Annotated in this window: 13 protein-coding genes; 4 read left to right on the forward strand and 9 right to left on the reverse strand. The window is 73.3% G+C overall.

Going from position 1 to position 23,105, the window contains the following annotated elements; translation table 11 throughout:
- Positions 1 to 24: 24 nt before the first annotated feature.
- Entirely contained in the window at positions 25 to 1,437 is a 1,413-nt protein-coding gene (locus MNY60_RS05765) for a hypothetical protein (protein ID WP_242360176.1), read from the reverse strand.
- 534 nt (positions 1,438 to 1,971) lie between these two features.
- On the opposite strand from MNY60_RS05765, the gene MNY60_RS05770 reads away from it, so the two are divergent.
- The 3 genes from MNY60_RS05770 (at position 1,972) to MNY60_RS05780 (ending at position 11,419) form a co-directional block, all read left to right on the forward strand.
- The gene (locus MNY60_RS05770; protein ID WP_242360177.1) at positions 1,972 to 8,007 is read left to right on the forward strand and encodes a CxxxxCH/CxxCH domain-containing protein; all 6,036 of its coding nucleotides are present in this window, start codon (positions 1,972 to 1,974) and stop codon (positions 8,005 to 8,007) included.
- A 74-nt stretch (positions 8,008 to 8,081) separates the two neighbouring features.
- The gene (locus MNY60_RS05775) at positions 8,082 to 10,106 is read left to right on the forward strand and encodes a CxxxxCH/CxxCH domain-containing protein (RefSeq protein ID WP_242360178.1); all 2,025 of its coding nucleotides are present in this window, start codon (positions 8,082 to 8,084) and stop codon (positions 10,104 to 10,106) included.
- Between the two features lie 242 nt (positions 10,107 to 10,348).
- Positions 10,349 to 11,419, forward strand: coding sequence for a cytochrome c3 family protein (locus MNY60_RS05780; RefSeq protein WP_242360179.1), 1,071 nt, complete (start codon positions 10,349 to 10,351; stop codon positions 11,417 to 11,419).
- A gap of 166 nt (positions 11,420 to 11,585) precedes the next feature.
- On the opposite strand, the gene MNY60_RS05785 is transcribed toward MNY60_RS05780, so the two are convergent.
- Complete coding sequence (locus MNY60_RS05785) at positions 11,586 to 12,383, reverse strand: glycosyltransferase family 2 protein (protein WP_242360180.1); 798 nt, start codon at positions 12,381 to 12,383, stop codon at positions 11,586 to 11,588.
- Positions 12,384 to 12,607: 224 nt separating this feature from the next.
- Between MNY60_RS05785 and MNY60_RS05790 the strand changes: the two genes are divergently transcribed.
- The gene (locus MNY60_RS05790; protein ID WP_242360181.1) at positions 12,608 to 15,739 is read left to right on the forward strand and encodes a fused MFS/spermidine synthase; all 3,132 of its coding nucleotides are present in this window, start codon (positions 12,608 to 12,610) and stop codon (positions 15,737 to 15,739) included.
- A 119-nt stretch (positions 15,740 to 15,858) separates the two neighbouring features.
- Here the strand turns inward: MNY60_RS05790 and MNY60_RS05795 are convergent, their stop codons facing one another.
- The 7 genes from MNY60_RS05795 to MNY60_RS05825 all read right to left on the reverse strand — a co-directional run bounded on the left by MNY60_RS05795 (position 15,859) and on the right by MNY60_RS05825 (position 22,975).
- The gene (locus MNY60_RS05795; protein ID WP_242360182.1) at positions 15,859 to 16,515 is read right to left on the reverse strand and encodes a response regulator transcription factor; all 657 of its coding nucleotides are present in this window, start codon (positions 16,513 to 16,515) and stop codon (positions 15,859 to 15,861) included.
- Positions 16,512 to 18,413, reverse strand: coding sequence for an ATP-binding protein (locus MNY60_RS05800; protein WP_242360183.1), 1,902 nt, complete (start codon positions 18,411 to 18,413; stop codon positions 16,512 to 16,514). The genes MNY60_RS05795 and MNY60_RS05800 overlap by 4 nt, the downstream gene beginning before the upstream one ends.
- The gene (locus MNY60_RS05805; RefSeq protein ID WP_242360184.1) at positions 18,410 to 18,991 is read right to left on the reverse strand and encodes a hypothetical protein; all 582 of its coding nucleotides are present in this window, start codon (positions 18,989 to 18,991) and stop codon (positions 18,410 to 18,412) included. Before MNY60_RS05805 ends, MNY60_RS05800 begins: the two co-directional genes overlap by 4 nt.
- Complete coding sequence (locus tag MNY60_RS05810) at positions 18,988 to 19,977, reverse strand: M56 family metallopeptidase (RefSeq protein WP_242360185.1); 990 nt, start codon at positions 19,975 to 19,977, stop codon at positions 18,988 to 18,990. Before MNY60_RS05810 ends, MNY60_RS05805 begins: the two co-directional genes overlap by 4 nt.
- The gene (locus tag MNY60_RS05815; protein WP_242337888.1) at positions 19,955 to 20,698 is read right to left on the reverse strand and encodes a formate dehydrogenase subunit gamma; all 744 of its coding nucleotides are present in this window, start codon (positions 20,696 to 20,698) and stop codon (positions 19,955 to 19,957) included. The genes MNY60_RS05810 and MNY60_RS05815 overlap by 23 nt, the downstream gene beginning before the upstream one ends.
- Positions 20,695 to 21,735, reverse strand: coding sequence for a cytochrome c3 family protein (locus tag MNY60_RS05820; protein ID WP_242352496.1), 1,041 nt, complete (start codon positions 21,733 to 21,735; stop codon positions 20,695 to 20,697). The genes MNY60_RS05815 and MNY60_RS05820 overlap by 4 nt, the downstream gene beginning before the upstream one ends.
- A 538-nt stretch (positions 21,736 to 22,273) precedes the next feature.
- Positions 22,274 to 22,975 (reverse strand): glycine cleavage system protein H, encoded by a 702-nt coding sequence (locus tag MNY60_RS05825; RefSeq protein ID WP_242337892.1) that lies wholly within the window; start codon positions 22,973 to 22,975, stop codon positions 22,274 to 22,276.
- Positions 22,976 to 23,105 lie beyond the last annotated feature (130 nt).

Here is a 23,105-nt window from a genome sequence, read left to right on the forward strand (position 1 = left end):
GGCGACCGGCGGCACGCCGGCGGCTCAGCCCGCGACCGGCGCGAACACGTTCGCCACGTGGGCGGCGACGTACAGCGCCACGAGCGCGATGGAAGCGACCGCCACTGCCGTGAGCTGGAGCTTCGGCGGAAGCGGGCGCACCGGCTCGGGGCGGCGGCCCGGGCGATCGTCGAGCGCCACGTCGGCGGCGAAGAACCCGGTGAGGGCGAGCAGCAGCACCGCGATCGCGGTCCAGAGCGGCCCCGCGAGCGCCTCGAGGTGGAGCCTCGCCGTGAGCCCGGGCACGGCGGGAGCGAGCGCGCGGAACATGTTCGTGTCGACGTTGTCCGGGAAGAGCACGAACGTCGCGGCGAGGTAGAGCGCGTTCAGGCCGGCGTAGGCGAGCGGGAAGAAGGCGGAGCGGTGCCGCAGCGCCACCAGCACGAACAGGACGAGCGCCGGCGCGGCCCACGCCATGTACTGGGGGAACCAGTAGCGCGGCGCGAGCAGGAACACCACGCTGCCGGCGTACAGGAGTGCGACCTTCTGCCAGAGCGCGAGCCCGCGGAAGAGGCTCATCCAGATGCTCGCGACGAGGAGCCCGGCGAGCAGCCACTCCGTCAGCGTCGTGCGCACCGGGCCGTCCCAGAAGATCGCGTCGTACCCGTGGTTGCGGAACGCGAGATACCCCTCCCGGAACCCCGGGCTCCAGAAGGCCGCCACGATGGCGGCGCTCACCGCGGCGCCCGCGGCGAGCGGGGCGAGCGCGCGCCGCCAGCCGAACTCGGTCACGAGCACCGGCAGGAGGACGACGAGGAAGACGACCGGGAAGTTCTTGAGCCAGATGCCCACGAACAGGGCGAGCACGCCAACGAAGGGACGGCGCGTCGCGACGAGGTAGGCGCCGAGGAAGGTCGCGGCCGAAGGCAGGAGGTCGAACTGCCCGAACACGAACCCGACGAAGAGCAGGATGGGCGAGGTGAGGGCCGCGAGGAACGCGTGGCCTCCCAGGTCCTCCCCGTCCTTTCGGAGGAACTGCTCCCAGAAGCGGCGCGCGGTCCACGCGACGAGGAGGAGCGCCGGCACGTAGCTCAGCCTCGGCAGCAGGTACTCGGCGGCGGTGAGCGGCTGCGGCACGAGCCAGGGCGCGTAGCCGTAGAGCCCGAACAGCTTTCCCACCGCCACGATCGCGCCGAACCACAGGTACGCGAGCGGCGGATACGTGAACCCCTCGATGAACGGTCGCGCGGGGCCGTCGTAGACGGCCTGGTAGACGTTCCAGCGTCCCTCCGCGACGTAGTGAGAGGCCCAGACGATGTAGTCGAGGTCGCGGTGCGCGGAGAGCAGCGAGATACCGAGCGCGAACACGACCACGCCCGCCGCCGCGAGAATCACTCGCCGCGACGCGCCGAGGAGGCGCTCCGTCGCGGCCGCGGCCTCACCCAGATTCAGATTCATCGCGCTCCCGTCCGCCCCCTGGGACGCGGCCGTTATCGCGTGGGCCTCTCCGCAGCGTCAAGCGGCGCGGGAACGCCAGACTTCCGCCACCTGCGCTGCGGGGCCAGCGGTGCGGCGTGCACCTGTTCGCCGGCTTCGTCCCCGCGCGCGGGGCCACTTCTGCGCTGAGCCTGGGGGACCCTAGCGATGCGTTTCGAAAGAACCCGCGGGCGCGCTCGTCGCGCTCGCCGTGGCCGTTCCCTGTTCCGTGCTCGTTGGACGGCGGCGGCGTCGCGACCTGCGGGGCATCGACGCCGCCGCCGGCATGGAGATGGCGAACGGCGAGTTCAACCATGGCGCTGCAACGAGTGCCACGCGAAGGACCGATCCACGCTCTCGAGAGTCGCGCCCCCGGGGCGCTGCGACGCATCGCCGCACTGGTCGTGTGATGGCGGTCAACTCTCGGTGTACTTCCGTTCACTAAGGTCGCCCTTTCCACGTGTGGTCAGTTTCACGACGCCGAGATCTCCCCCGGCGCGTGAGGGAGAGGTCGCCGTGCCCGACACGACCCGACGCACTCGCGCGTCGCGCCCCGCGCTGCGCCAGCCCTCCGGCCGCGCACGCGCGCCTCGTTCGCTCCCGCCGCTCGCGGCGGCCCTCACGCTCCTCCTCTCCGTTGCCTGCGGCGACTCCGGCGCACAGCGCCCCGCGGACCGCGCGGCGCCGCGCGCCCAGTCCGCGGCGCTCGTCGCCCGCGCGGGATCGCCCGCCCACGAGCTCTACGCCTCGAAGGGCTTCACCTGCGAGGCCTGCCACCCGTGCGGCACCCGCTCGCCGGATGGTCACGGCGTCACCTGGATGGACCAGGCCAGCCCCGAGTTCCACGCCGCCTCCGCCAACCGCGACCTCGCGAGCTGCAAGCCCTGCCACGGGGCGAACCTGGACGGCGTCGGCGGCTCGGTCACGGTGTCCTGCGCGCAGTGCCATGGCGCTTCATGGAAGACGACCTGCACGCTGTGTCACGGCGGCACGGACGGGACGACCGGCGCGCCGCCGAAGACGACGTGGGGGAATGCCTCGGACGCGGTCCGCATCGGGACGCACACCTCTCACGTCGCCGCGGCGCACGCGCTCGCGGGCCCGGTGGGCTGCGCGATCTGCCACCCCGTCCCCGCGGATGCGCTCTCCGCGGGCCACGCGGACGCGACCACGGCGACCGTTGCGTTCACCGGCCTCGCCGTGCAGGGCGTGATCCTGACGCCCACGTGGGACCGCGCGCAGGCGACCTGCTCCAACACCTACTGCCACGGCGCGACGCTCGCCGGCGGCGCGAGCCGCACTCCCATCTGGACGGTCACCGACGGCTCGCAGCGCGCGTGCTCGGCGTGCCACGGTGCGCCGCCGCCCCCGCCGCACGTGCAGAACCCCGCCTGCGGCGAGTGCCACAGCGGTTACGGGGCGGCGACGGTGAACGCGGCCCTCCACGTGGACGGAAAGATCGACGCGACCGTCACCTGCACCTCCTGCCACGGCTCCGCCGCGAACGCGGCCCCGCCGCGCGGCACCCGCGGCGAGACGCTCACCTCGCAGCGCGCGGTGGGCGCGCACCAGACGCACCTCGCCGGCAGCGCCATCTCCAACCCGCTCGCCTGCACGGAGTGCCACGTCGTCCCCACCACGACGAGCCACGCCGACGGGCCGGTGCAGCTCGCCTGGGGCCCGCTCGCCTCGGCGCGCGGCGCGGTCCCGGGCTTCGACCCGGTGGCCCTCACCTGCGCCAACTACTGCCACGGCCAGACGCTCGCCGCCGGCGGCGCGAGCACGACGCCGCTCTGGACCAAGGTGGACGGCACGCAGGTCACCTGCGGCAGCTGCCACGGCGCGCCCCCGCCGGCGCCGCACACGCAGAACCCCGCGTGCGAGCTCTGCCACGTCGGCTACACCGCGACGTCGGTCAACCTCGCGACGCACCTCAACGGCGCGCTCGACGTGAAGAGCATGACCTGCACCTCGTGCCACGGCTCGGTGCAGAACGCTGCGCCGCCTTACGGCACGCGCGGAGAGACGGCCACCACGGACCTCGCGGTGGGCGCCCACCAGCAGCACCTCGCCGGCGGGGTCGTCTCGAACCCGATTGCCTGCGGGGAGTGCCACCTCGTGCCGGCGGCGATGGATCACGCCGACGGCGGGGTGGGACTCGCCTGGGGTGCGCTCGCGTCGAGAAACGGCGCAATCCCGCAGTGGGATCGCGCGACGGCCACCTGCTCCTCGACGTACTGCCACGGCCAGTTCGTGGGTGGTAATCCGCTCAACGCACCCGCCTGGACGACGGTGAACGGGACGCAGGCGGCCTGCGGGACCTGCCACGGGGCGCCGCCTCCCGCGCCCCACCCTCAGAACGCGGCCTGCGAGGGCTGCCATTCCGGCTACACGGCGAGCTCCGTCGCCCTCGCGACGCACGTGAACGGCACCGTCGAGGTGGCGCTCTCCTGCAACTCCTGCCACGGCTCCGCGACCAACGCGGCGCCACCCGCCGGCACCCACGGGGAGACGCTCGAGACGCAGCGGGCGGTCGGCGCGCACCAGAAGCACCTCGCGGGCGGCCCGCTCCGCGGCCCGATGGACTGCGCGGAGTGCCACGTCGTGCCGGCCTCGATGGACCACGCCAACGGCACACCGGAGATCACCTTCGGCACCCTCTCCCGGACCGACGGCGCGGCGCCGATCTGGGACCCGCAGACTCTCGCCTGCTCCTCCACCTGGTGCCACGGCGCGCTCCTCCGCGGCGGCGGCACGAACCAGGCGCCGGTTTGGACGGGCGGCGCGGCCCAGACCGCCTGCGGCACCTGCCACCTCACGCCTCCGCCGCCCCCGCACCCGCGCACGCAGATCTGCGACAACTGCCACCCGGGCTACACGATCACCAGCGTCAACCTCGCGAAGCACATCAACGGCCTCGTGGAGGCCGAGAACCTCACCTGCTCCTCCTGCCACGGCGACAACTCGCGCGTGCTCGTCATGCAGGCGGACCCGCTCGCCATCGCGGCGCCGCCGTACGGCTCGCGCGGCGAGACGGATTCCGCGTCGCGCTCGGTCGGCCAGCACCAGGCGCACGTGAACCGCGGGAACGGGCTCTCCATCCCCAACAAGTGCCGCTACTGCCACGCGGTCCCGACCACCTTCGACCACGCGAACGGCGTCTCGCAGGTCACCTTCGGCAGCCTCGCCACGATGGACGGGGCCACGCCCACGTTCGACGGCCAGACCTGCTCCAACACCTACTGCCACGGCTCGACGCTCGGCCGCGGTGGCACGGACCACAGCCCGACCTGGACGAATCCGGCTCCGGTCACCTGCACGACCTGCCACGGGGCGCCGCCGCCGGCCCCTCACCCGCAGGACGCCGACTGCATCCGCTGCCACCCGGGCTACACGTCGACGAGCGTCCGCAAGGCGACGCACGTGAACGGCGTCTCGGACTTCCCGAGCGGCTGCAACAGCTGCCACGACATCCCGCCGATGACCGGTGAGCACCTCGAGCACCTGCACGAGCGCATCACCTGCGACCGGTGCCACGCGGGCTACACGACGACGAGCGAGAACCCCGTCCTCCACCGCAACGCGCGTCAGGACGTGACGCTCTCGGGCTGGGATCCCACCCGCCGCACCTGCAGCAACATCGGCTGCCACGGGAGCGAGTACTGGGGCCGCACCGGCCAGGCCGCGCGGCAGAGCTGCAACCAGTGTCACGGCGTGCCACCGGCGTCGGGCGAGCACTTCGAGCACAGCGAGTACGCGTGCAGCCGCTGCCACGGGACGGGCTACTCGACCACCACGACGAACTCGGCGACGCACATGAACAACGTCGCCGACGTGCCGTTCGCGTTCTACGACCGCACCACGCGCACCTGCTCGAGCACGGGCTGCCACGGCTACCAGCGCTGGGGCACGCCTTCCCCGGTGACGCCGAACTGCGCCAACTGCCACGGCTTCCCGCCCGCGGCGCCGCACCCGCAGGACACCGCCTGCCAGAGCTGCCACCCCAGCATGCTGGCGTCCGGCGTCCTCACCGCCACGCACAACAACGGCACGCTCGACATCTCCGGCCAGGGCTGCCAGAGCTGCCACGGCTTCCCGCCGACGGCCACGCGGAAGGGCGGCGCGCACCCCGCGGACTCGAACTGCTACGGCTGCCACCCGACGACGGTCGACGCGAGCAACCAGGTCGTGCCGGACGGCACGCACAACGACGGCTACGTCCAGGTCGGCGGCGGCGGGGTCGGCACCTACGGGTGCCAGACCTGCCACGGCGATCAGGCGCGGCAGGCGCCCGCCGGCGCGGACGCGAACGTGAAATCGGCGCCGCCGTTCGGGACGCGCGGTGAGACGGAGCCCACCACCCGCGCCGTGGGCGCGCACCTCGCGCACGTGAGCCCGGCGGCCGGCACGCTCGCGGGCCCGGCGGCCTGCTCCGAGTGCCACCCCGTCCCGGCGGCGATGGACCACGCGAACGGCACCGTGCTGCTCGCCTTCGGCGGCCGCGCGACGCTCCAGGGCGCCGCGCCGCTGTTCGACCCGGTCGCCGTCTCCTGCGCGTCCACCTACTGCCACGGCGCCACCCTCGGCGCGGGCGGGACGAACCACGCGCCCACCTGGACCGGCGGCGCGGCCGAGGCCGCCTGCGGGACCTGCCACGGCGCGCCACCGCCCCTGCCGCACACCCAGAACACGAGCTGCGGCGGCTGCCACGAGGGCTACACCGCGACGAGCGTGAACCTCGCGCAGCACGTGAACGGCACGGTCGAGATCAGCGCCATGGCCTGCAACTCCTGCCACGGCAACGGCACCAACGCCGCGCCGCCGCAGGGCACGGCAGGCGAGACGCTCACCACGACGCGCGCTGTGGGCGCGCACCAGCAGCACCTCGCGGGTAGCGCGATCTCGAACCCGGTCGCCTGCGCCGAGTGCCACGTGGTGCCGACGGGCATGAACCACAAGGACGGCGTGGCCCAGCTCGCCTGGGGTCCGCTCGCGTCGGCCGGTGGCGCGGGGGCGTCGTTCGACACGACGGCCCTCACCTGCACGAACTACTGCCACGGCGCGACGCTCGCGGCAGGCGGCTCGAACACCACGCCCCTGTGGACTGCGGTGGACGGCACGCAGGCCGCGTGCGGCGCCTGCCACGGCGCGCCGCCGCCCGCGCCGCACAGCTCGAACCCGAGCTGCGGCAACTGCCACACCGGCTACACGGCCACGACCGTGAACCTCGCGACGCACGTGAACGGGACGCTCGACGTGGTCCCGCTCTCCTGCACGTCGTGCCACGGCTCCGCGCAGAACGCGGCTCCGCCGGTGGGCACGAATGGCGAGACGCTCACGACGTCCCTCGCGGTCGGCGCCCACCAGCAGCACCTCGCCGGCGGCGCTTACTCGAACCCGATCGCCTGCTCCGAGTGCCACGTGGTCCCGACGGCGATGAGCCACGCCGACGCCGCGGTGCAGCTCGCCTTCGGCACGCTCGCCAAGACAGGAGGCGCGGCTCCCGCCTGGGATCCGGTCACGGCCACCTGCTCCTCGAGCTACTGCCATGGGCAGTTCGTGGGCGGGGACCTGCTCAACGCGCCGTCGTGGACCACGGTGAACGGGACGCAGGCCGCCTGCGGCACCTGCCATGGCGCGCCGCCCCCGGCGCCGCACAGCGCGAACACAGCCTGCGGGAGCTGCCACGACGGCTACACGCAGACGAGCGTCAACCTCGCGACGCACGTGAACGGGGTCGTCGAGGCGCAGGCCTCGCCGCACGCGCCCGGCTGGTCGGACAAGACGCAGCACGGGTACCAGGCGAACCTCACCGGCCTCGCGGGCTGCAAGAGCTGCCACGGGGACCTCGGCGCCACCACGTCGTGCGGGAGCTGCCACACGAGCGCCGGCTTCGCGAGCTGGGACACGAACTGCACGTTCTGCCACGGCAGCACGACGAGCGGCCGCCAGAACCCGCCCGTGGACATCCAGGGCCGGACCGTCACGACGAACGTGAGCGTGGGCGTCCACGAGGCGCACGCGACCACGACCATCGCCGCGCCGCTCGGCTGCGTGCAGTGTCACCCGGCGCGGACCACCAGCGTCAGGACCGACACCGCCCACGTGGACGGCAACGGGATCGCCGAGGTCGTCCTCGGCACGCTCGCCAAGACGGGCGGCGCGCCGGCGACCTACACACGGACGAGCGCGACGAGCGCGACCTGCGCCTCGACGTACTGCCACGGCCGCTTCTCGGGCGGCGTGAACTCCGGCTCGGGCGCGACCGTGGCGTGGACGAGCACGACGCAGGTCGGCTGCACGTCCTGCCACGGCAACCCGCCGAGCACCGGCCGGCACTCGACGCACCAGAGCAGGAGCGTGCCCTGCACGAACTGCCACAACGCGGTGGTGAACGCGTCGAACGGGTTCGTGGACAGGACGCTCCACGTGAACGGCGCGGACAACGTGAAGCTCGGCGGGACGTACAGCGGCCGCTCCGTGACCGGGACCTGGAACGCCTCGACGCGGTCGTGCTCCAGCCTGAGCTGCCACGGGAGCGAGACATGGTGACGCCGATGCCGAGGGTGGACGCGATGCCGAGCCGTGTCGGGAGAGGGCTTCCGGAGCGCCACGAAGGGGCCGCCATGAAGCGCAGGCGTGGGTGGGACGAGTTCCGTTCAGCGCGGGGTCTCGCGTTCGCGGCGGCGGCGCTCGTCGCGCTCGGCGCGTGCGGCCGGGGCGGGTCGCCGGCCACGCCCGAGCCGACGTCGGCCTCGGCGCTCCGCCCGCGGGCGGCCCACGCGTCCGCGCTCTCGTCGGGCACGAACTGCCCCGAGACGGGCGTCCACGCGCGACACCTCAACATGTTCGCGTGCTCGACCTGTCACCCGACGGGCGCGACGTTCGGGTTCGAGGTGCCTTACACGTTCCCGGGGGGCACCACGACCGCGGGCGGCACCATCGCGCCGCACACCGCGACGACCGCCACGACCTGCACGGTCGCCTGCCACTTCCCGAAGGGCGGGCCGGCGAAGTCCGTGGCCTGGGACGCGCCCGGCCCGCTCGCCTGCGTCGACTGCCACGCGACGACGTCGCTCCCCGCCGGTCACCCCGCGGTGGCCGCGAACGCGACCCGGACCGACTGCGAGCGCTGCCACACGCTCGGGAACCACCTCGGCGGCACCGTCGCGCTGGTGGCGCACGATGCGGCCTGGGTCGATCAGGCGAGCCCGGGGTTCCACGCGTTCCAGGCGAACGCCGGGCTCGGCGTGTGCCAGGACTGCCACGGCGCCGACCTCGCCGGTGGCGCCGCGCGCTCGGCGTGCGCGACGTGCCACGACGTCGGGCTGCCCGCCGGCATCGCGAGCTGGAAGGCGAACTGCGTCATGTGCCACGGCGGGACGGAGACCGCGTCGGGCGCGCCGCCGAAGGCGACGTGGGGGAACGCGGCCGACACCGTCCGGGTGGGCGCGCACACCATCCACGGCGCCGGGAGCGCCATCGCGCCCGCCTACGACTGCGGCGTCTGCCACGTGAAGCCTGCCGACGCGCTCGCGGGCGGCCACGTGGACGGCGGGACGGCGGAGCTGACGTTCAGCGGCGTCGCCACGGCACGGAACGCGGCGCCGTCCTGGGACCGCGCGACCGCGACCTGCTCCAGCGTCTACTGTCACGGAGGGACGATGGGCGGCGGCACGAAGACCGCGCCCATCTGGACCCGCGTCGGCCTCGGCGAGGCCGCGTGCGGCACCTGCCACGGCCTGCCGCCGCCGTCGCCGCACCCGACCGCCACGGCCGATCTCACGCGCTGCACCTCCTGCCACCCGGACACGATGGACGCGACCGGGACCGTGATCGCGCCCGCGGCCGGCGGCAAGCACCTCGACGGCCTCGTGCAGGCGTCGGGCGGCCACCCGGCCGGATGGATGGACACCGCGAGCGCGGGCTTCCACGCGTACTCGGCGAACGCCGGGATCGCGGGCTGCCAGGGCTGCCACGGGACGACCCTCGACGGCGTGGGCGGCTCCGCCACGACGTCGTGCGCGACGTGCCACGGCGCCGCCTGGCGCACGAGCTGCCTCATGTGCCACGGCGGCGTCGCGGACACGACCGGCGCCCCGCCCTCCGGCACCTGGGGACACGAGACCGACGCGCTTCGCGTGGGGGCGCACACGGCGCACGTGACCGCGAACGCCACGGCGGCTGCCTACGCGTGCACGGAGTGTCACGTGAAGCCCGTCGACGCGCTCGACGCGGGTCACATGGACGGCTCCACGGTGACGGTGACCTGGGGCGGGCTGGCGCGGACCGGCGGCGCCGCTCCGAGCTGGGACCGCACGGCCGGCACCTGCGCCGCGACGTACTGTCACGGCAACTACTCCGGCACCTTCACGTACTTCTTCTTCGACGGCAACTACAGCGTGGCTTACGCCGGGAAGCGAGCGGCGCCGCGCTGGAGCGACGGGCCGGCGACGTGCGGGTCGTGCCACGGGAACCCACCGCAGACGGGCTCGTGGCACCTCGGTGCCCACGGGGGCGGCAGCAACTGCGACCTGTGTCACTCGGACGCCAACGCGACCGGCACGGCCATCACGAACCCGGCCTTGCACTTGAACGGCGCCGTGGACGTGACTCCTGCGTGGGACGCGTCCTGCTTCAACTGTCATTGAGGCGAGCGCCGCGTGCCGTCCGCCGGGGCGGCACGCGGCGCCACGCTCGTCGACGGGCACGCCGCGCCGCGCGAGCGCGCGGCGACGACGGCTCCCGGCCGCGCACCTGAGGTCGCTTTTCTCTGCGCGCCGCGGCCCGTCCCGCGATCGCCGGACGTTCGCGAGGCGCTGCGTTTGAGTACGATCCGGCGCGGCGGCCGCTCTCTCGTCTCGGTCCGCACGTTCGTGTACCTTGCCGCGCCATGCCCAGGGGGCTGCTCTTCATCGCGCTCGCGGCGCTCCTCTCGGTCGGCGCCGCCGCGGCGCTCGACACGCCCACGGACGCCCAGCGGGTCGCGATGCTCGGCGCCGGACCCCGGCTCGTGCCCGAGCTCGCGGAGCAGGCGCTCCCGCCGGCGCCGCAGCAGGTCGCGCTGAAGACGCGCACCTTCGGGACGGTCACCGTGGACCACCCCGCGCACCTCGCGCGCAGGGCGCACTGCGTGAGCTGCCACGGCGAGGGACCGATCCAGAAGATCGAGTTCACCCCGAAGCTCGCGCACGAGCGCTGCCGGGGGTGCCACAAGGAGCAGCAGGCGGGGCCGCTCACGTGCCGGGGATGCCACGCCCTACCCCCCGCCGCGGAGAAGCCGCTCGTGGCGCAACCCGCAGTGGACACGCCGGCGGTCGTGGGCGCACGCGCCAGCTCCGGAACGCCGGCTGGCGCTGCTGCAGGGATGGCCGCGAGCGCTGCACCGGCGAGCGCGACGACCGCGGCCTCGCGCGGCCCGGCGACCGCGCCTGCGACGACCCGCGTCGCCGCGACGTCGCCGGGACCGACGCGCACGGCGCCGGCCGCGAGGATCGCGGGGGTCGCGAGCGCCGAAACGACGAGCCCCATCGACGTACCCCTCCGGCGCGTGCTCGAGGTCGGCTTCGCCGGCGGGTCGGGGTTCGGACCCGCGGTGCGCCTCCTCTCGCGCCAGGAGCACATGGTCCTGTCGCACAGCTTCGACCGGGTCGGCGGCGGCCAGGCGAGGAGCCTCGGGCTCCTCGGGATCGGGAAGGGCTTTCCCGTTCAGGAAGGCGTCGAGGTGGTCGCCCTCGGGCTCGCCGGGATCGACGTCGTGGAGAGCTCGACGGCGACGCTGCTGCCTGCCGCGGGGGCACGCATCGGCGTGCTCTGGTCCGTGCGGCACCGGTTCATCGAGACGATCGACTTCTCTCTCACCGGCGTGGCCGACCTGGCGCGCAGCCACGCGCTCGGCCAGGAGGTCGGGGGTGCGACCTTCTTCGCGACGATCGCGGCGGGCGTGCCGCTCGGGCCGAGATAGGCTCGCTGCGGCGCGGGAGCTCGCGCGCCGCGTCGAGCGTCGTCCCCCGGCTCGCGCGTGTCGATCTCAGTGATGCGCCGGCGCTCGAGTGGACACCGACCTTCGAGCCGGAGTCACTCCCCGCGCGCAGCGCCCGCGCTCCGTCCCGGAACGGCGGCGGAAGCCCTCACGCGGCGCCGCCGCGGGACACCGCGGGGGCCTGAGTGACGGCGAGCTTGCGACCCGTGTCCGACAGCCGCGCGGACCTGCGCAGCCCCATCTTCGCGAGGCGAAACTCGATGGCCGTGCCGAGCACGCCGAAGCCGTACTTCACGCTCCTCCGGAAGTTGATGGAGGAGGCTTCCTCGAAGTAGCGCGCCGGGCACGAGATCTCGCCGATGTCGAACCCGAACCAGAGCGCCTGCGCCAGGAACTGGTTGTCGAACACGAAGTCGTCGGAGTTCTCCTCCAGCGGCAGCGCCTCGAGGAGCTCGCGCGAGAACGCGCGATAGCCGGTGTGGTACTCGGCGAGCTTGTAGCCGAGCAGCACGTTCTCGACGAACGTCAGGAAGCGGTTCGCCACGTACTTCCACAGGGGCATGCCGCCGCGCAGCGCACCGACGCCCAGGATGCGGGAGCCGAGGACGCAGTCGAAGTGCCCGCTGGCCACCATCGCCGCCATCGCCGGGACCAGCGCGGGCGAATACTGGTAGTCGGGGTGGAGCATCACCACGATCTCGGCGCCGCGCGCCAGCGCCTCCGCGTAGCACGTCTTCTGGTTGCCGCCGTACCCGCGGTTCTGCGGGTGCACCACGTGATGGAGCCCGAGCTCGCGAGCGACGGCCACGGTCTCGTCCGGGCTCGCGTCGTCGACGAGGATGACGTCGTCCACCACCGTGCGATCGAGCTCGTCGACCGTGCGCCGCAACGTCTTCGCGGCGTTGTAGGCCGGCATCACGACGCACACGCGCTTCCCGGAGATCATGCCGCTCCCGTTGGCTCGAAGGGAGCGCAATGATACCGCGCACCGCGGCGGGCACGCACGCTCGCCCGCTTCCGAGGAGCGCCACCGCACGGCCTCCGCGGCGAGACGCCGGCGCGGCCGCGCACCTCCAGTGCCGAGCGCGGAACGGCGCGCGCTTCCCGACGGTTGACAAAGACGGGCGCGGAGGCGTTCCTAGACGTTTCGTTTCGGACAGAGGGACAGGAATGAAGACACGACTCTCCACGGGCGTCGCGGCGGCGTGCTTCTTCGCCTCCGGCGCCGCCGCGCTGCTGTACGAGGTTGTCTGGTTCCGGCTCCTCTCCCTCACGTTCGGCCACACGGTCTTCGCGGTGACGACCGTGCTCGCCGCCTACATGGGCGGCCTCGCCCTCGGCAGCCTGCTCCTCGGGAAGCGCGCGGACGGCTCGCGGAGGCCGCTGCTCGTCTACGGGCTCGCCGAGATCGTCATCGGCCTCTACTGCCTCACCACGCCGCTCCTGTTCGCTGGGGCGGACGCCGCCTACATCGCCGCGCACCGGATCCTGGAGCCCGGCGCGGTCGGCGCGACGCTGCTCCAGTTCTCGCTCTCCGCCCTGCTGCTCGTGCCCGCCACCGCCGTCATGGGCGCCACCCTGCCGTTCCTGAGCCGGGCGGTGGTCGATCGGTCCGGCACGACGGGATCCCGCGTCGGCCTCCTCTATGCCGTGAACACGATGGGCGCCGTGCTCGGGGTGGTCGCCACGGGGTTCGCCCTCCTCCCCTCCTTCGGCCTGCGCGCGACGGTCTGGATCGGCGTGGCGCTCAACCTGGGCGTCGGGATCGCCGCCTTGCTGCTCGAGCGCACCGGTCGCGGTCGCCCTCCTGCGCCGGCGCCGTCCGAGGCGCCATCGCAGGCGGAGGCGCCTCCGGCCGCCGGGGACGAGCACTCCCCGTCCCCCAGGGCCGCTCGGGTCGCGCTCGCGGCCATCGGGATCTCCGGGGCGGCGTCCATGGCGTACGAGGTCGCCTGGACGCGGGCCCTCTGCCTCGCGGTCGGAAGCTCGACCTATGCGTTCACCGCGATGCTCGCCACCTTCCTCGTCGGGCTCGCCGGCGGCGCGTTCGCCGCCTCGCAGGCGCTCCGGCGGTGGCGTCTCCGGCTCACCGCGTTCGGCGTCCTCGAGTGCGCGGTCGCGGCGCTGGCCGTCGCGACGCTCCCGGTGCTCGGGATGCTGCCGCAGATCGTCCTCCAGATCCTCGGGCGGCTGGGGCTCTCGCACGAGAGCGCCTTGCTCGCGCAGTTCGGCGCGAGCTTCCTCGTCATGATCGTGCCCTCCGCCGCGATCGGCGCGACGTTCCCGCTCGTGCTCGCGGGGCTGACGCGCGGGATCTCGAGCGTGGGAGACGACGTCGGGCGCGTCTACGGGGCGAACACCATCGGGACCATCGTCGGCTCGGTCGGCGCCGGGTTCGTGCTCGTGCCGCAGATCGGGATCCACGGCACGGTGGTGGCCGCCGCGGCCGCGAACCTGGCCGCGGGCCTCGGGCTCCTGCTCGCCCTGGACGCGCGGCCGAGGAGATCGCTGGCCGCGCTCGCGGCCGCCTCGGCGTTCGCGATCGCCGTGTTCGCCGTGCCGCGCTGGGACCGGCTCCTCATGACGAGCGGCGTGTCGATCTACGCCGCCCGCCACCTGGGCAAGGACGCAGGGGCGCAGTCGCCTCGCGAGAAGTCCGCCTCCAAGGAGCTCCTGTTCTATGCCGAGGGGTTGACCACGACCGTCTCGGTCACGCGCACCGGCGAGCACCTGTTCCTCTCGGTGGACGGCAAGACCGACGCGAGCACGAACGGTCTCGACATGAGGACCCAGCTCCTGCTGGGTCACCTCCCCGCGCTGCTCGCGCCCGACGCGAGCCGCGCGCTCGTGATCGGGCTCGGCAGCGGCATCACGGCCGGCGCGCTCGCGCAGTACCCGCTCCGCGCCATCGACGTCGCGGAGCTCGAGCCGGCGGTCGTCGACGCCGCGAGGCTGTTCGCGCGCGAGAACCACGACGTGCTCGGCGATGCGCGGCTCCGGGTGATCGCCGGAGACGGGCGACACATCCTCGCCGCCGCGGCGCAGCCCTACGACCTCATCGTCTCGGAGCCCTCGAACCCGTGGATCGCCGGGGTGGCGAACCTCTTCACCCGCGAGTTCTACCGCGTCGCACGGGAGCACCTCTCGGAAGACGGCGTCATGGTGCAGTGGCTCCAGTCGTACGCGATCTTCCCGAGCGAGATCCGCATGGTGGTCCGGACGTTCCGGGAGGTGTTCCCGGACGTCACCGTGTGGCGCGGCGGCGCAGGCGACTACCTGCTCGTGGGCGGGAAGAAGCCGCTCCGGGTCGACCTGGACGCGGCGGCGCGCCGGATCGCCCAATCGCCGGGCGCGCGCGCCGATCTGGCGCGGTACTGGGGCGATCCCGAGGACGTGCTGCAGCAGTTCGTGCTCTCCGAGGACGACACGCGCCGCTTCGCGGAGGGCGCGTCCCTGAACACGGACGACCTCCCGCTGCTCGAGTTCGCCGCGCCGCGCGCGATGTACGCCTCGACCGACGAGGACAACGATCGCTCGCTCCGCTCGTTCCAGCGCGCGACCCTTCCGCCCGTGGTCGGAGCGTCGGCGGCGGCGCGGCTCGACGGCCCGGAGGGACGGCTGCGCGCTGCACGCGCGGCCTGGCTGCGCGGCGATCCCGAGGCCGCCCGGGACCACCTCCAGCAGCTGCAGGCCGTTGCGGAGCCCGGCATCCTCGTCGAGCGCGCGCGCCTGCTCATCGCGCTCGGCAACCCGGATGAAGCGGCCCGGCTCCTCGACGGGGTGCGGACGCGAGACGAGCGGCTCGAGGGCTATCGCTCCACCGCGCGCTACCTCGCCGATCACGCGCTCGGCCGGCGCATCGTGCACGAGGTCGGCCCGTGGCGCCTCGAGACCACCGGTCCTGCCTGGGCGTTTCACCGACTGGGGAACCTGCTGATGACGGTCGCGGTCTCGGAGCGCGCGCCGGAGCTGCTGCCCGTCGCCCTCGAGCAGTTCGAGGCCGCGAGCGCGCTCGAGCCAGGGACCGCGTCCTTCTACGTGGGCGCAGGGAAGGTGCTGCTCGCGATGGGGAGGCGCGGCGTCGCGGAGCCCGTCCTGCGGAGGGCAGCCGAGCTGGAGCCGAAGAGCGCCGACGCCCACTACTTCCTCGGCCTCCTGTACGAGGACGAGTCGCCGCCGGACGCCGCCCGGGAGTACGAGGCGGCGGCGCGGCTCGCACCATCCTGGCAAGCGCCCCGCGAACGGCTGATGGCCCTGCGCGCCGACGGCGGCGCGCGTGACTCCGGACGCGCCTCTCCTTGAGGTGACGCGAGGCGCAGAGCGCTGCGGGCGACGGAGCCGGGCGATCGCGGCTCCGGATGCCCTGGACCGTCAGGCTCCGGGGCGAAGCGCAAGGGGCCCGGAGGCCACGCGGCCGCCGGTCACTCGTCCACCCGGATGACGCCCCGCTTCAGCGCGAAGCGCACGAGCTCGGTCCGGTTGTGCACGGCGAGCTTCTCCATGACGTGCTCGCGGTGGCTCATGGCGGTCTTCACGCTGATGCCGAGCACGTCGGCGACCTCCTTGTTGCTGCGTCCCTCGGCGACGAGCTTCAGGACCTGCTTCTCGCGGTCGGTGAGCGCCTCGTAGGGATCGGCGGCGCCGCCGGTCGTCGCCTGCCCGGCGTCCGCCATGGCGGTGCGCGCCACCTCGGGATCGAGCACGAGGCCGCCGCGGTTCACGGCGCGGATCGCGTTCGCGAGCTCGGAGCCGGCCGACTTCTTGAGGACGTAGCCCGCGACGCCGGCCTTGAGGAGCCTGCGGACGTACTCGCGATCCTCGTACTGCGACAGGATGAGGATCCGCGTGCGCCGACCGAGCTTGTGGATCTCGAGCGCGGCCTCGATGCCTCCCAGCCCGGGCATGGCGATGTCCATGAGGATGACGTCGGGATCGAGCCGCTCCACCGCGGCGATGGCCTCCGTCCCGTTCGCGCCCTCGCCCACCACCTCGATGTCCGGGTGGAGCTGCAGGAGCGCGCGGATGCCCTCGCGCAGGATGGCGTGGTCGTCCACGATGACGACGCGGATCTTGCTCATGCGACGACTCCTCCCCGCCCTTCCTTCGCTCCCTCGGGCCGCGGCGGCTCGGCCGGTGGCAGCGGGACGCGCACTTGCACCCGCGTCCCCTTCCCCGGCGCGGAGTCTATCCGGGCCGAGCCCCCGAGGATCTCCGCTCGCTCACGAATTCCGAGGAGCCCCCACGGGCGGCGCCCCTCGCGCCGCGCCGCCGCCTCGACGTCGAAGCCGCGCCCGTCGTCCTCGATCTCGATCTGGAGCTGGTCGCCCTCGACGCCCACCTGGACGAGCACCGCGGTCGCCTGGGCGTGGCGCGCGACGTTGCTCATCGTCTCCTGGCACATGCGGAAGAGCGCCGTCTCCAGCTCGGGCGGCAGGCGGCGGTCGAGCTCGCCGAACTCGCAGCGGACCGAGATCCCGCGCGTCTCGAGGCTCCGCTCCGCGTACCAGCGGATGGCCGAGAAGAGACCCAGGTCGTCGAGCACGGAGGGCCGCAGGTCGAGGATGAGCCTGTGCACGTCCTCGAGCGTGCGCACCGCGACCGCCTTCACCTCGTCGAGCCGCGGCGTCTTTCCCGCGCGGATGGCGTCCTGCGCGGCCTCGAGCCCCATGGCCAGCACCGCGAGGCTCTGGGTCGTCTCGTCGTGCAGCTCCCGGGCGATCCGCTTCCGCTCGTCCTCCTGCGCGGTGATCACCTTGCTCAGGAGCTGGCCACGGTCCGCGTCGCGCTCGCGGACCTGCCCGAGCGCGTCGTTCAGCTCGCGCGTGCGCTCCTCCACGCGCTGCTCGAGCTGCGCGTTCACCTCGGCCACCTGCGCGAGCGTCGCGCGCAGCGCCCCGCGCATCCGCTCCAGCGCCTGGCCGAGCCGGCCGACCTCGTCCGAGCCGAGATCCGGGATGGGCCAGCCGAGCTCGCCCCGGGCGATCCGCTCCGCCTCGAAGGTGAGCACGCCCACCGGGCGCGTGACGCTCTGCGCGGCCCCCCACGCGAACGTGCCCACGAGCGCGAGCTGGAGGAAGAGCCCGAAGCCCACGATGTACCACGGCACCGCGCCCTGGGTCGGCAGCGCCTCGGCCATGGGCTGCCGCACGACGACGGCCCACGGCGCGCTCCCCAGCGGCGCGAAGGTCATGAGCTCGTCGTTGGTGGCGGGCGTGCTCCCGTCCTCGTGGCACTCCCTGCAGCTCACCGACGTGGTCCGGCGCGCCTCGAGGAGCTTGCGGACCCCGGCCTTGCATCCGGCCGCCCGCCCCGCCCGCCCGCGCTCGCTCGAAGCGATCACCTGGCCATCCGCGTCGAGGAGATCCGCGAAGCCGGTCCGGCCCCGGCGGAGGTGCTCGAGCATGCGGCCGAAGTCGCGCCGGTCGGGGCGAAAGGTCCCGCCCATGACGCCGACGACCTCGCCCTTCCAGCTGCGCACCGGGACGAGCTCGTGGATCACCTGCCCGCGCGCCTCGAGGACGAGCCCGGACAGCCGCGGGCGGCCGCTCGCGAGCACCTCCTCTACCAGGGCCTGGGCGGCCAGCGGGACCTCGGTGACCGCACCGATCGGCTCCTCCGCGATCACGTTCTGCTCGCGGTCGAGCAGGAAGATCGTGTCGCGGTGCCGGAAGGACTCGTGGCCGGTGCGGACGAGGCGCCGCTCGTCGGAGAGGTCCGCGTCGCCGAACCCCGCCGAGAGCGCCGAGGCGAGCCGCTGCAGCGACTCGAGGTCGGACGTGAGCCCCTCGTCGAAGTGGGCGGCCACCGCGGTCGCCGCGGCGTTGCGGCCCGACAGGATCCGTTCGTCGAAGCCGCGCATCCAGTAGAGGCCGGCGGCGGCCATGAGCACGATCGGGAAGAAGATCCCGATCGCCATGAGCAGGTACACCCGCGTCCGCAGCGAGATCCCGCCGACCGCGTGGCTCGTCGTGCTCATCGCCCGCTCACCCCGTGCAGGCTCCGCGCGATCCGCACGAGCTCGTCGAGATCTCCCTGCGTCCGGAGCACCACCGCGCGGCCGTTCACCGACCACGACAGCTCCTGCCACGGCACGCCCTCGACGAGCACCGACGCGAGCGTCGCGGGGTGCCCGCCCACGGCGGTGGGGCGGGCGCCGAGCACCGTGCGATCCGAGAGGAGCGCGGGCGCGATGTCCACGCCGGCGTCCGTGGCGGCGACGAGCTCGAGGCCCGTCCCCCCGTCGCGCGCGGCGAAGGCGAGACGCACCGAGCCGTGGCGCCCGCCCGCCACGTGGATCGCCGTGGGCGGCCAGGCCAGGCGCTCGGGGTAGTAGCCGGGAAGGAGGATGCGCGCGCCGAGGCGGCGCTCCGCCTCCTGGATCGACGCGGCCCGGTGCGGCCCGGTGTCGCCTGCGAGCAGGCGCGGCAGCGCGCCGAGGCCGGCGATCGCCGCCGCGGTCCCCGCCAGCACGTACGCGAGCGTCACCAGCATCCGGGCGATCTCCGCGCCCGCGCCGCTCGCCCGCACCGCGCCCATGGCCGTACGCTCGGTCATATCACGAAGAACAGCAGGGCCGCGAGGGCGCCGCCCGCGAGCGCCACGCGGACGCCAGCGTACGGGAGCCGGGCGGGCGCACCGTCGAGCAGCCGCCGGCACCGGACCTCGATGTCGTGTGAGCGGACCCGCGCGAGCGGCTCGGCGAGCGCCGCGGCGAAGGGCAGCGAGCGCGGCACCCCGCTCGCGCCGGCCGTCGCGCGGTGCAGCTTGAGGAGCCCGCTCGCGAGCGCCAGCCGGTCGCCGCACGCGGCGGCGCCGCGCTCGTCCGCGAGCCACTCCGCGTCGCGCGCCAGCGCACGAGAGACCACCTGGAACGCCGGGTTCCAGAACATCACCGCGCGGAGCCCCATGAGGATCCAGCTCTTGAGCGGGTCGCGACCCGCCACGTGAGCGAGCTCGTGGGCGAGCGCGGCTGCGAGCTCGTCGCGATCGAGCCGGGAGAGCGTTCCGCCCGAGACGACGAGGGCCGGACGCCGGACGCCGGTGCAGAAGAGCACCGGCAGGTCGCGGCCGAGGAAGACGAGCGGCGGCTCCCTGACGCCGAGCGCCGCCGCGGCGCGCGAGAGCTCGGCGGCGAGGACGGCCGCGCTGGCGGGATCGGGCAGCTCGCCCGCCGGCGCGCGGCGGCCGCGGCCGCGCAGGACCGGCCAGAGGTCCATGAGGAACAGCCCCGCCCCCGCGGCCGCGAAGGCCGCGAGCCACCACCAGAACAGGCCGACGCCGAGGAGCCGAACCGTCTCCCAGCTCCGCGCGTCGAAGAGCGCGAGATCCTCCCGGAACCCCTCCTCCCCGCGGGAGGGGAAGAGCGCGACGAGCGCCGGAAACAGGACCAGCGGATAGCCCAGCGCCGTGAGGCGTAGGGCCATCCGCTGGCGAGGTTCGCGCACGCCCCAGCTCCGCACCAGCGCCTCGACGAACAGCGAGGCGACGAGGGTGTGGAAGATGGCTTGCGCCAGGATGTCAGCCCACGACGCGCTTTCCACCGTGCCCCGGCGGCGCATCCCCGTGCCCGGCGTGCCCGTGCGCGTCCGGCGGCAGCCCGCCCTCGAGGCGCGCGAGCTCGAGCGGGTGCTCGTGCACGTAGCGCTCCCGGCTCACCTTGCCGGTGAAGATCGACGCGTCGAACGGGAAGACGTCCGGGTTGAGGTGCGCGTTGAAGATGTGCCAGACGGTGATGACGAAGAAGGCCATGAGGCCCTCGTTCGAGTGGGCCACCTTCGCGGCCGGGATGATCTGGCCAGGGATGAGCGTCGCGGCCTTCACCGGGAAGAAGAGCATGAACCCGGTGACGACCATGATCACGTTTCCGGCGACGAGGCCCCAGTACTCGAACTTCTCCTTGTACGTGAAGCGATCGTACTGAGGGTGCTGATCCGTCATCCCCAGGTAGTAGCGCAGCTGCTGGATCGCGTCCTCGAAGTCCCGCTTGGTCGGGACCATCGAGAAGCCGATCTTGCGCGACAGGATCGCGGCGATGCCGCTCGCGAAGTGCACGATCGTGGAGAGGGCCAGCACGACCCCGAAGAAGCGGTGGATCCAGCGCGTGTTGTCGATGCCGCCGAACAGGTCGACGAACGTGTGCGCCCACCCCGTCGTGTAGAACTTCTGCGGCAGGCCGGTGAGGCACAGCGCCGCGAAGGTCGTCATCGTGACGAAGTGCTCGATCCGCTGCTTGAGGCTGAAACGGACGATGTAGTTGCTCATCGATTCACCACGACGCGCCAGAGGTGCAGCGCGATCTGGAGCACGAGCCCGCCCACCATGAACGGGATCATCAGCTTGTAGAAGAGCTGCACCGCCCAGACGATCGGCGCCTTCTCGGGCGTCGGCTCGTAGTGCGAGAGCCACGCCTTCGGGAAGCTCTCGCTCGCCCCCTCGTGGCACTTCGCGCAGGTCTTCTGGAGGTTCGCCGCCATCACGGAGGAGTTCGGGCTGTCGGACTTCTCGATGTCGTGCACGCCGTGGCAGTCGGTGCAGACGGCGGCGAGGCGCACGCCCGGGCCCTTCTTCTTGCCCTGCTGCAGGCTCGCGGCCATGCCGTGGAAGTCGGCGAGGTAGGTGTCGACGACCTTCGTCGAGAGGCCGTACCGCTTCATGAGCTTCTCGTCGGTGTGGCAGCGGCCGCAGATCTCCGGGGTCCGCGCCGCGAGCGCGCCGTCGCGCGGGTCCGTGGTGTCGTGCGCGCGGTGACAGTCGGTGCAGACCGGCACGTCGGAGCTCGAGCCGGCCAGGCGACCGTGCACGCTCCGCGCGTAGATGGCGGCCTCCTTGCCGTGGCAGCCCGAGCACATCTGCGAGATGCGCGCCCGAGGCTGCCCGGGCCGGGAGATGTCGTGAGCGCCGTGGCAGTCGACGCACAGGGCGGCCTTGTCGTTGCCCTTCGCCATCACCGCGAAGTGCACGCCGTCGAGCGTCTTCGTGTAATTGGCGAAGTGGCAGCCCTTGCACTGCTCGTAATACGCGCGGGTGACCTCGCGGCGCGTCTTGAACTTGAGCTCGCCGGTCGCGTGGTCGCTCGTCTTGTCGGTGTGACATTCCGTGCACCGGAGCATCTCGCCGTGCACCGACTTGGCGAACGCTTCCTGGTTCACGTAGAGCGACAGCTTCTCGCCACTCGGCAGGTCGTACGTCTGGTCCGGGTCGCTGTGGCAGCCCAGACAGTCCTCGGACTCCGCCGGGATTCCGGCCCAGGCCGGGGATGCGGCGAAAGCGACGAGGAGCGGCAGCAGAAATCTCTTCATTGGCCCCACCCTGGAGGGAGTCGTCTCAATCCGTTGCACGAAACGGACGAGCGATTCCTACCAGGGAATCCGGGGGGATGTCCAACGGGTTTCAGCGCTTAAACACGCGTAAACCCAGCAACATTCGACAAACGCCCGCCCGGACGCGCCTCACGCAAAACTCGCCGGGATCGCACGCCTCCTCCGGCTTTTGCGCAATTCTCGCAAAACGCGACGTGACGGCGGGGGAGGCTTGACTGCAATCAACGCTGCATCACCCGAGAGCGCGGCCTGAACGGGGGCGTCGCCCGGAGGTGGCGCCACCCGGTGGTGGCGAGCGCCTGCGCGGTTGAGGCAATCCCGCATACCGGCAGGAGAATCACGTAAAGTGCGCCCGCGGCGAGCACCCCGAGCGCGACGAGCGGCGTGACAAGAAGCCGCACGCCCTGACCGAAGAGACGTGCGGCACCGTGTCGCGCCATTTCCGGATCGTGAACCCTACCCGGGGAGTCCGCGAAAGAGATGCGGGCCGCGGTTGATTGCCGCACCATCGCGGAGCTCACACACTGAGGAAGGCCGTCGCGAGCGCGCGCCAGCCGGACTCGCCGATGAGCCACGGCGCAGGAGCGACGAGCTCGCCTCCGTCCGCCGCGGCGAACCCGAGCTGGTCCTCGAGGAAGCGGTTCCAGCGCACGGCCTCGCGTCGCATCCAGCTCTCCGCAGCCTCGCCGCGCGGCAGCGAGGCCCACGATCCATCCGCGGGGGAGATCCGGACGAGCCACCCGCGCCCGTAGCCGTCTCGCTTGACGAGCGCGGGGTCGCGCACCACCGCCGCGTTCACGCCCGCGACGACGCCCGGCATCGGCGCGCGGACGCGCACCTCGCGGCCTCCGCCCGAGAGCGTCGCGATGGTCTCGCCGCGCGCGACCTGCGTCCCTGCCCGCGGCACGTCCACCGAGGACACCGCCGGGAGCAGGCGCTGCGCGAGGCCGTCGATGCCGAGCTCGAGGGCCCCGCCGATGCGCGGCTGGAGCCAGGTGTGGCCGGGCGCGTAGACGAGGCCCGGGCGGAACAGCACGCCGGACACGCTGCGCAGCCCGAGCCGCCGCTCGCGCCGCCTCTCGATGGCGCGCATCGCGAGCGCCAGCACCACGGCAGGGACCGCGAAGAGCGCGATCATGGCGAGGAAGACCCCGAACCGCGCCACCATCCCGCCGAGGAACACGCCGACCGCCTGCAAGACCTCGAGCACCGCGGACATGACCCCTCCTCGCTTCCTCGCGGCGCACCGCGCCGCGACCACCCCCGCCCCCCCCCGCCCCCCCCCCCCCCCCGGGGGGGGGGGGCCCCCCCCCCCCCCCCCGCGGGGGGGGGGGGGGGGGGGGCCGCCC

It is taken from the genome of Anaeromyxobacter sp. SG17 (genome assembly GCF_022690695.1).
GTDB classification, from domain to species: domain Bacteria; phylum Myxococcota; class Myxococcia; order Myxococcales; family Anaeromyxobacteraceae; genus Anaeromyxobacter; species Anaeromyxobacter soli.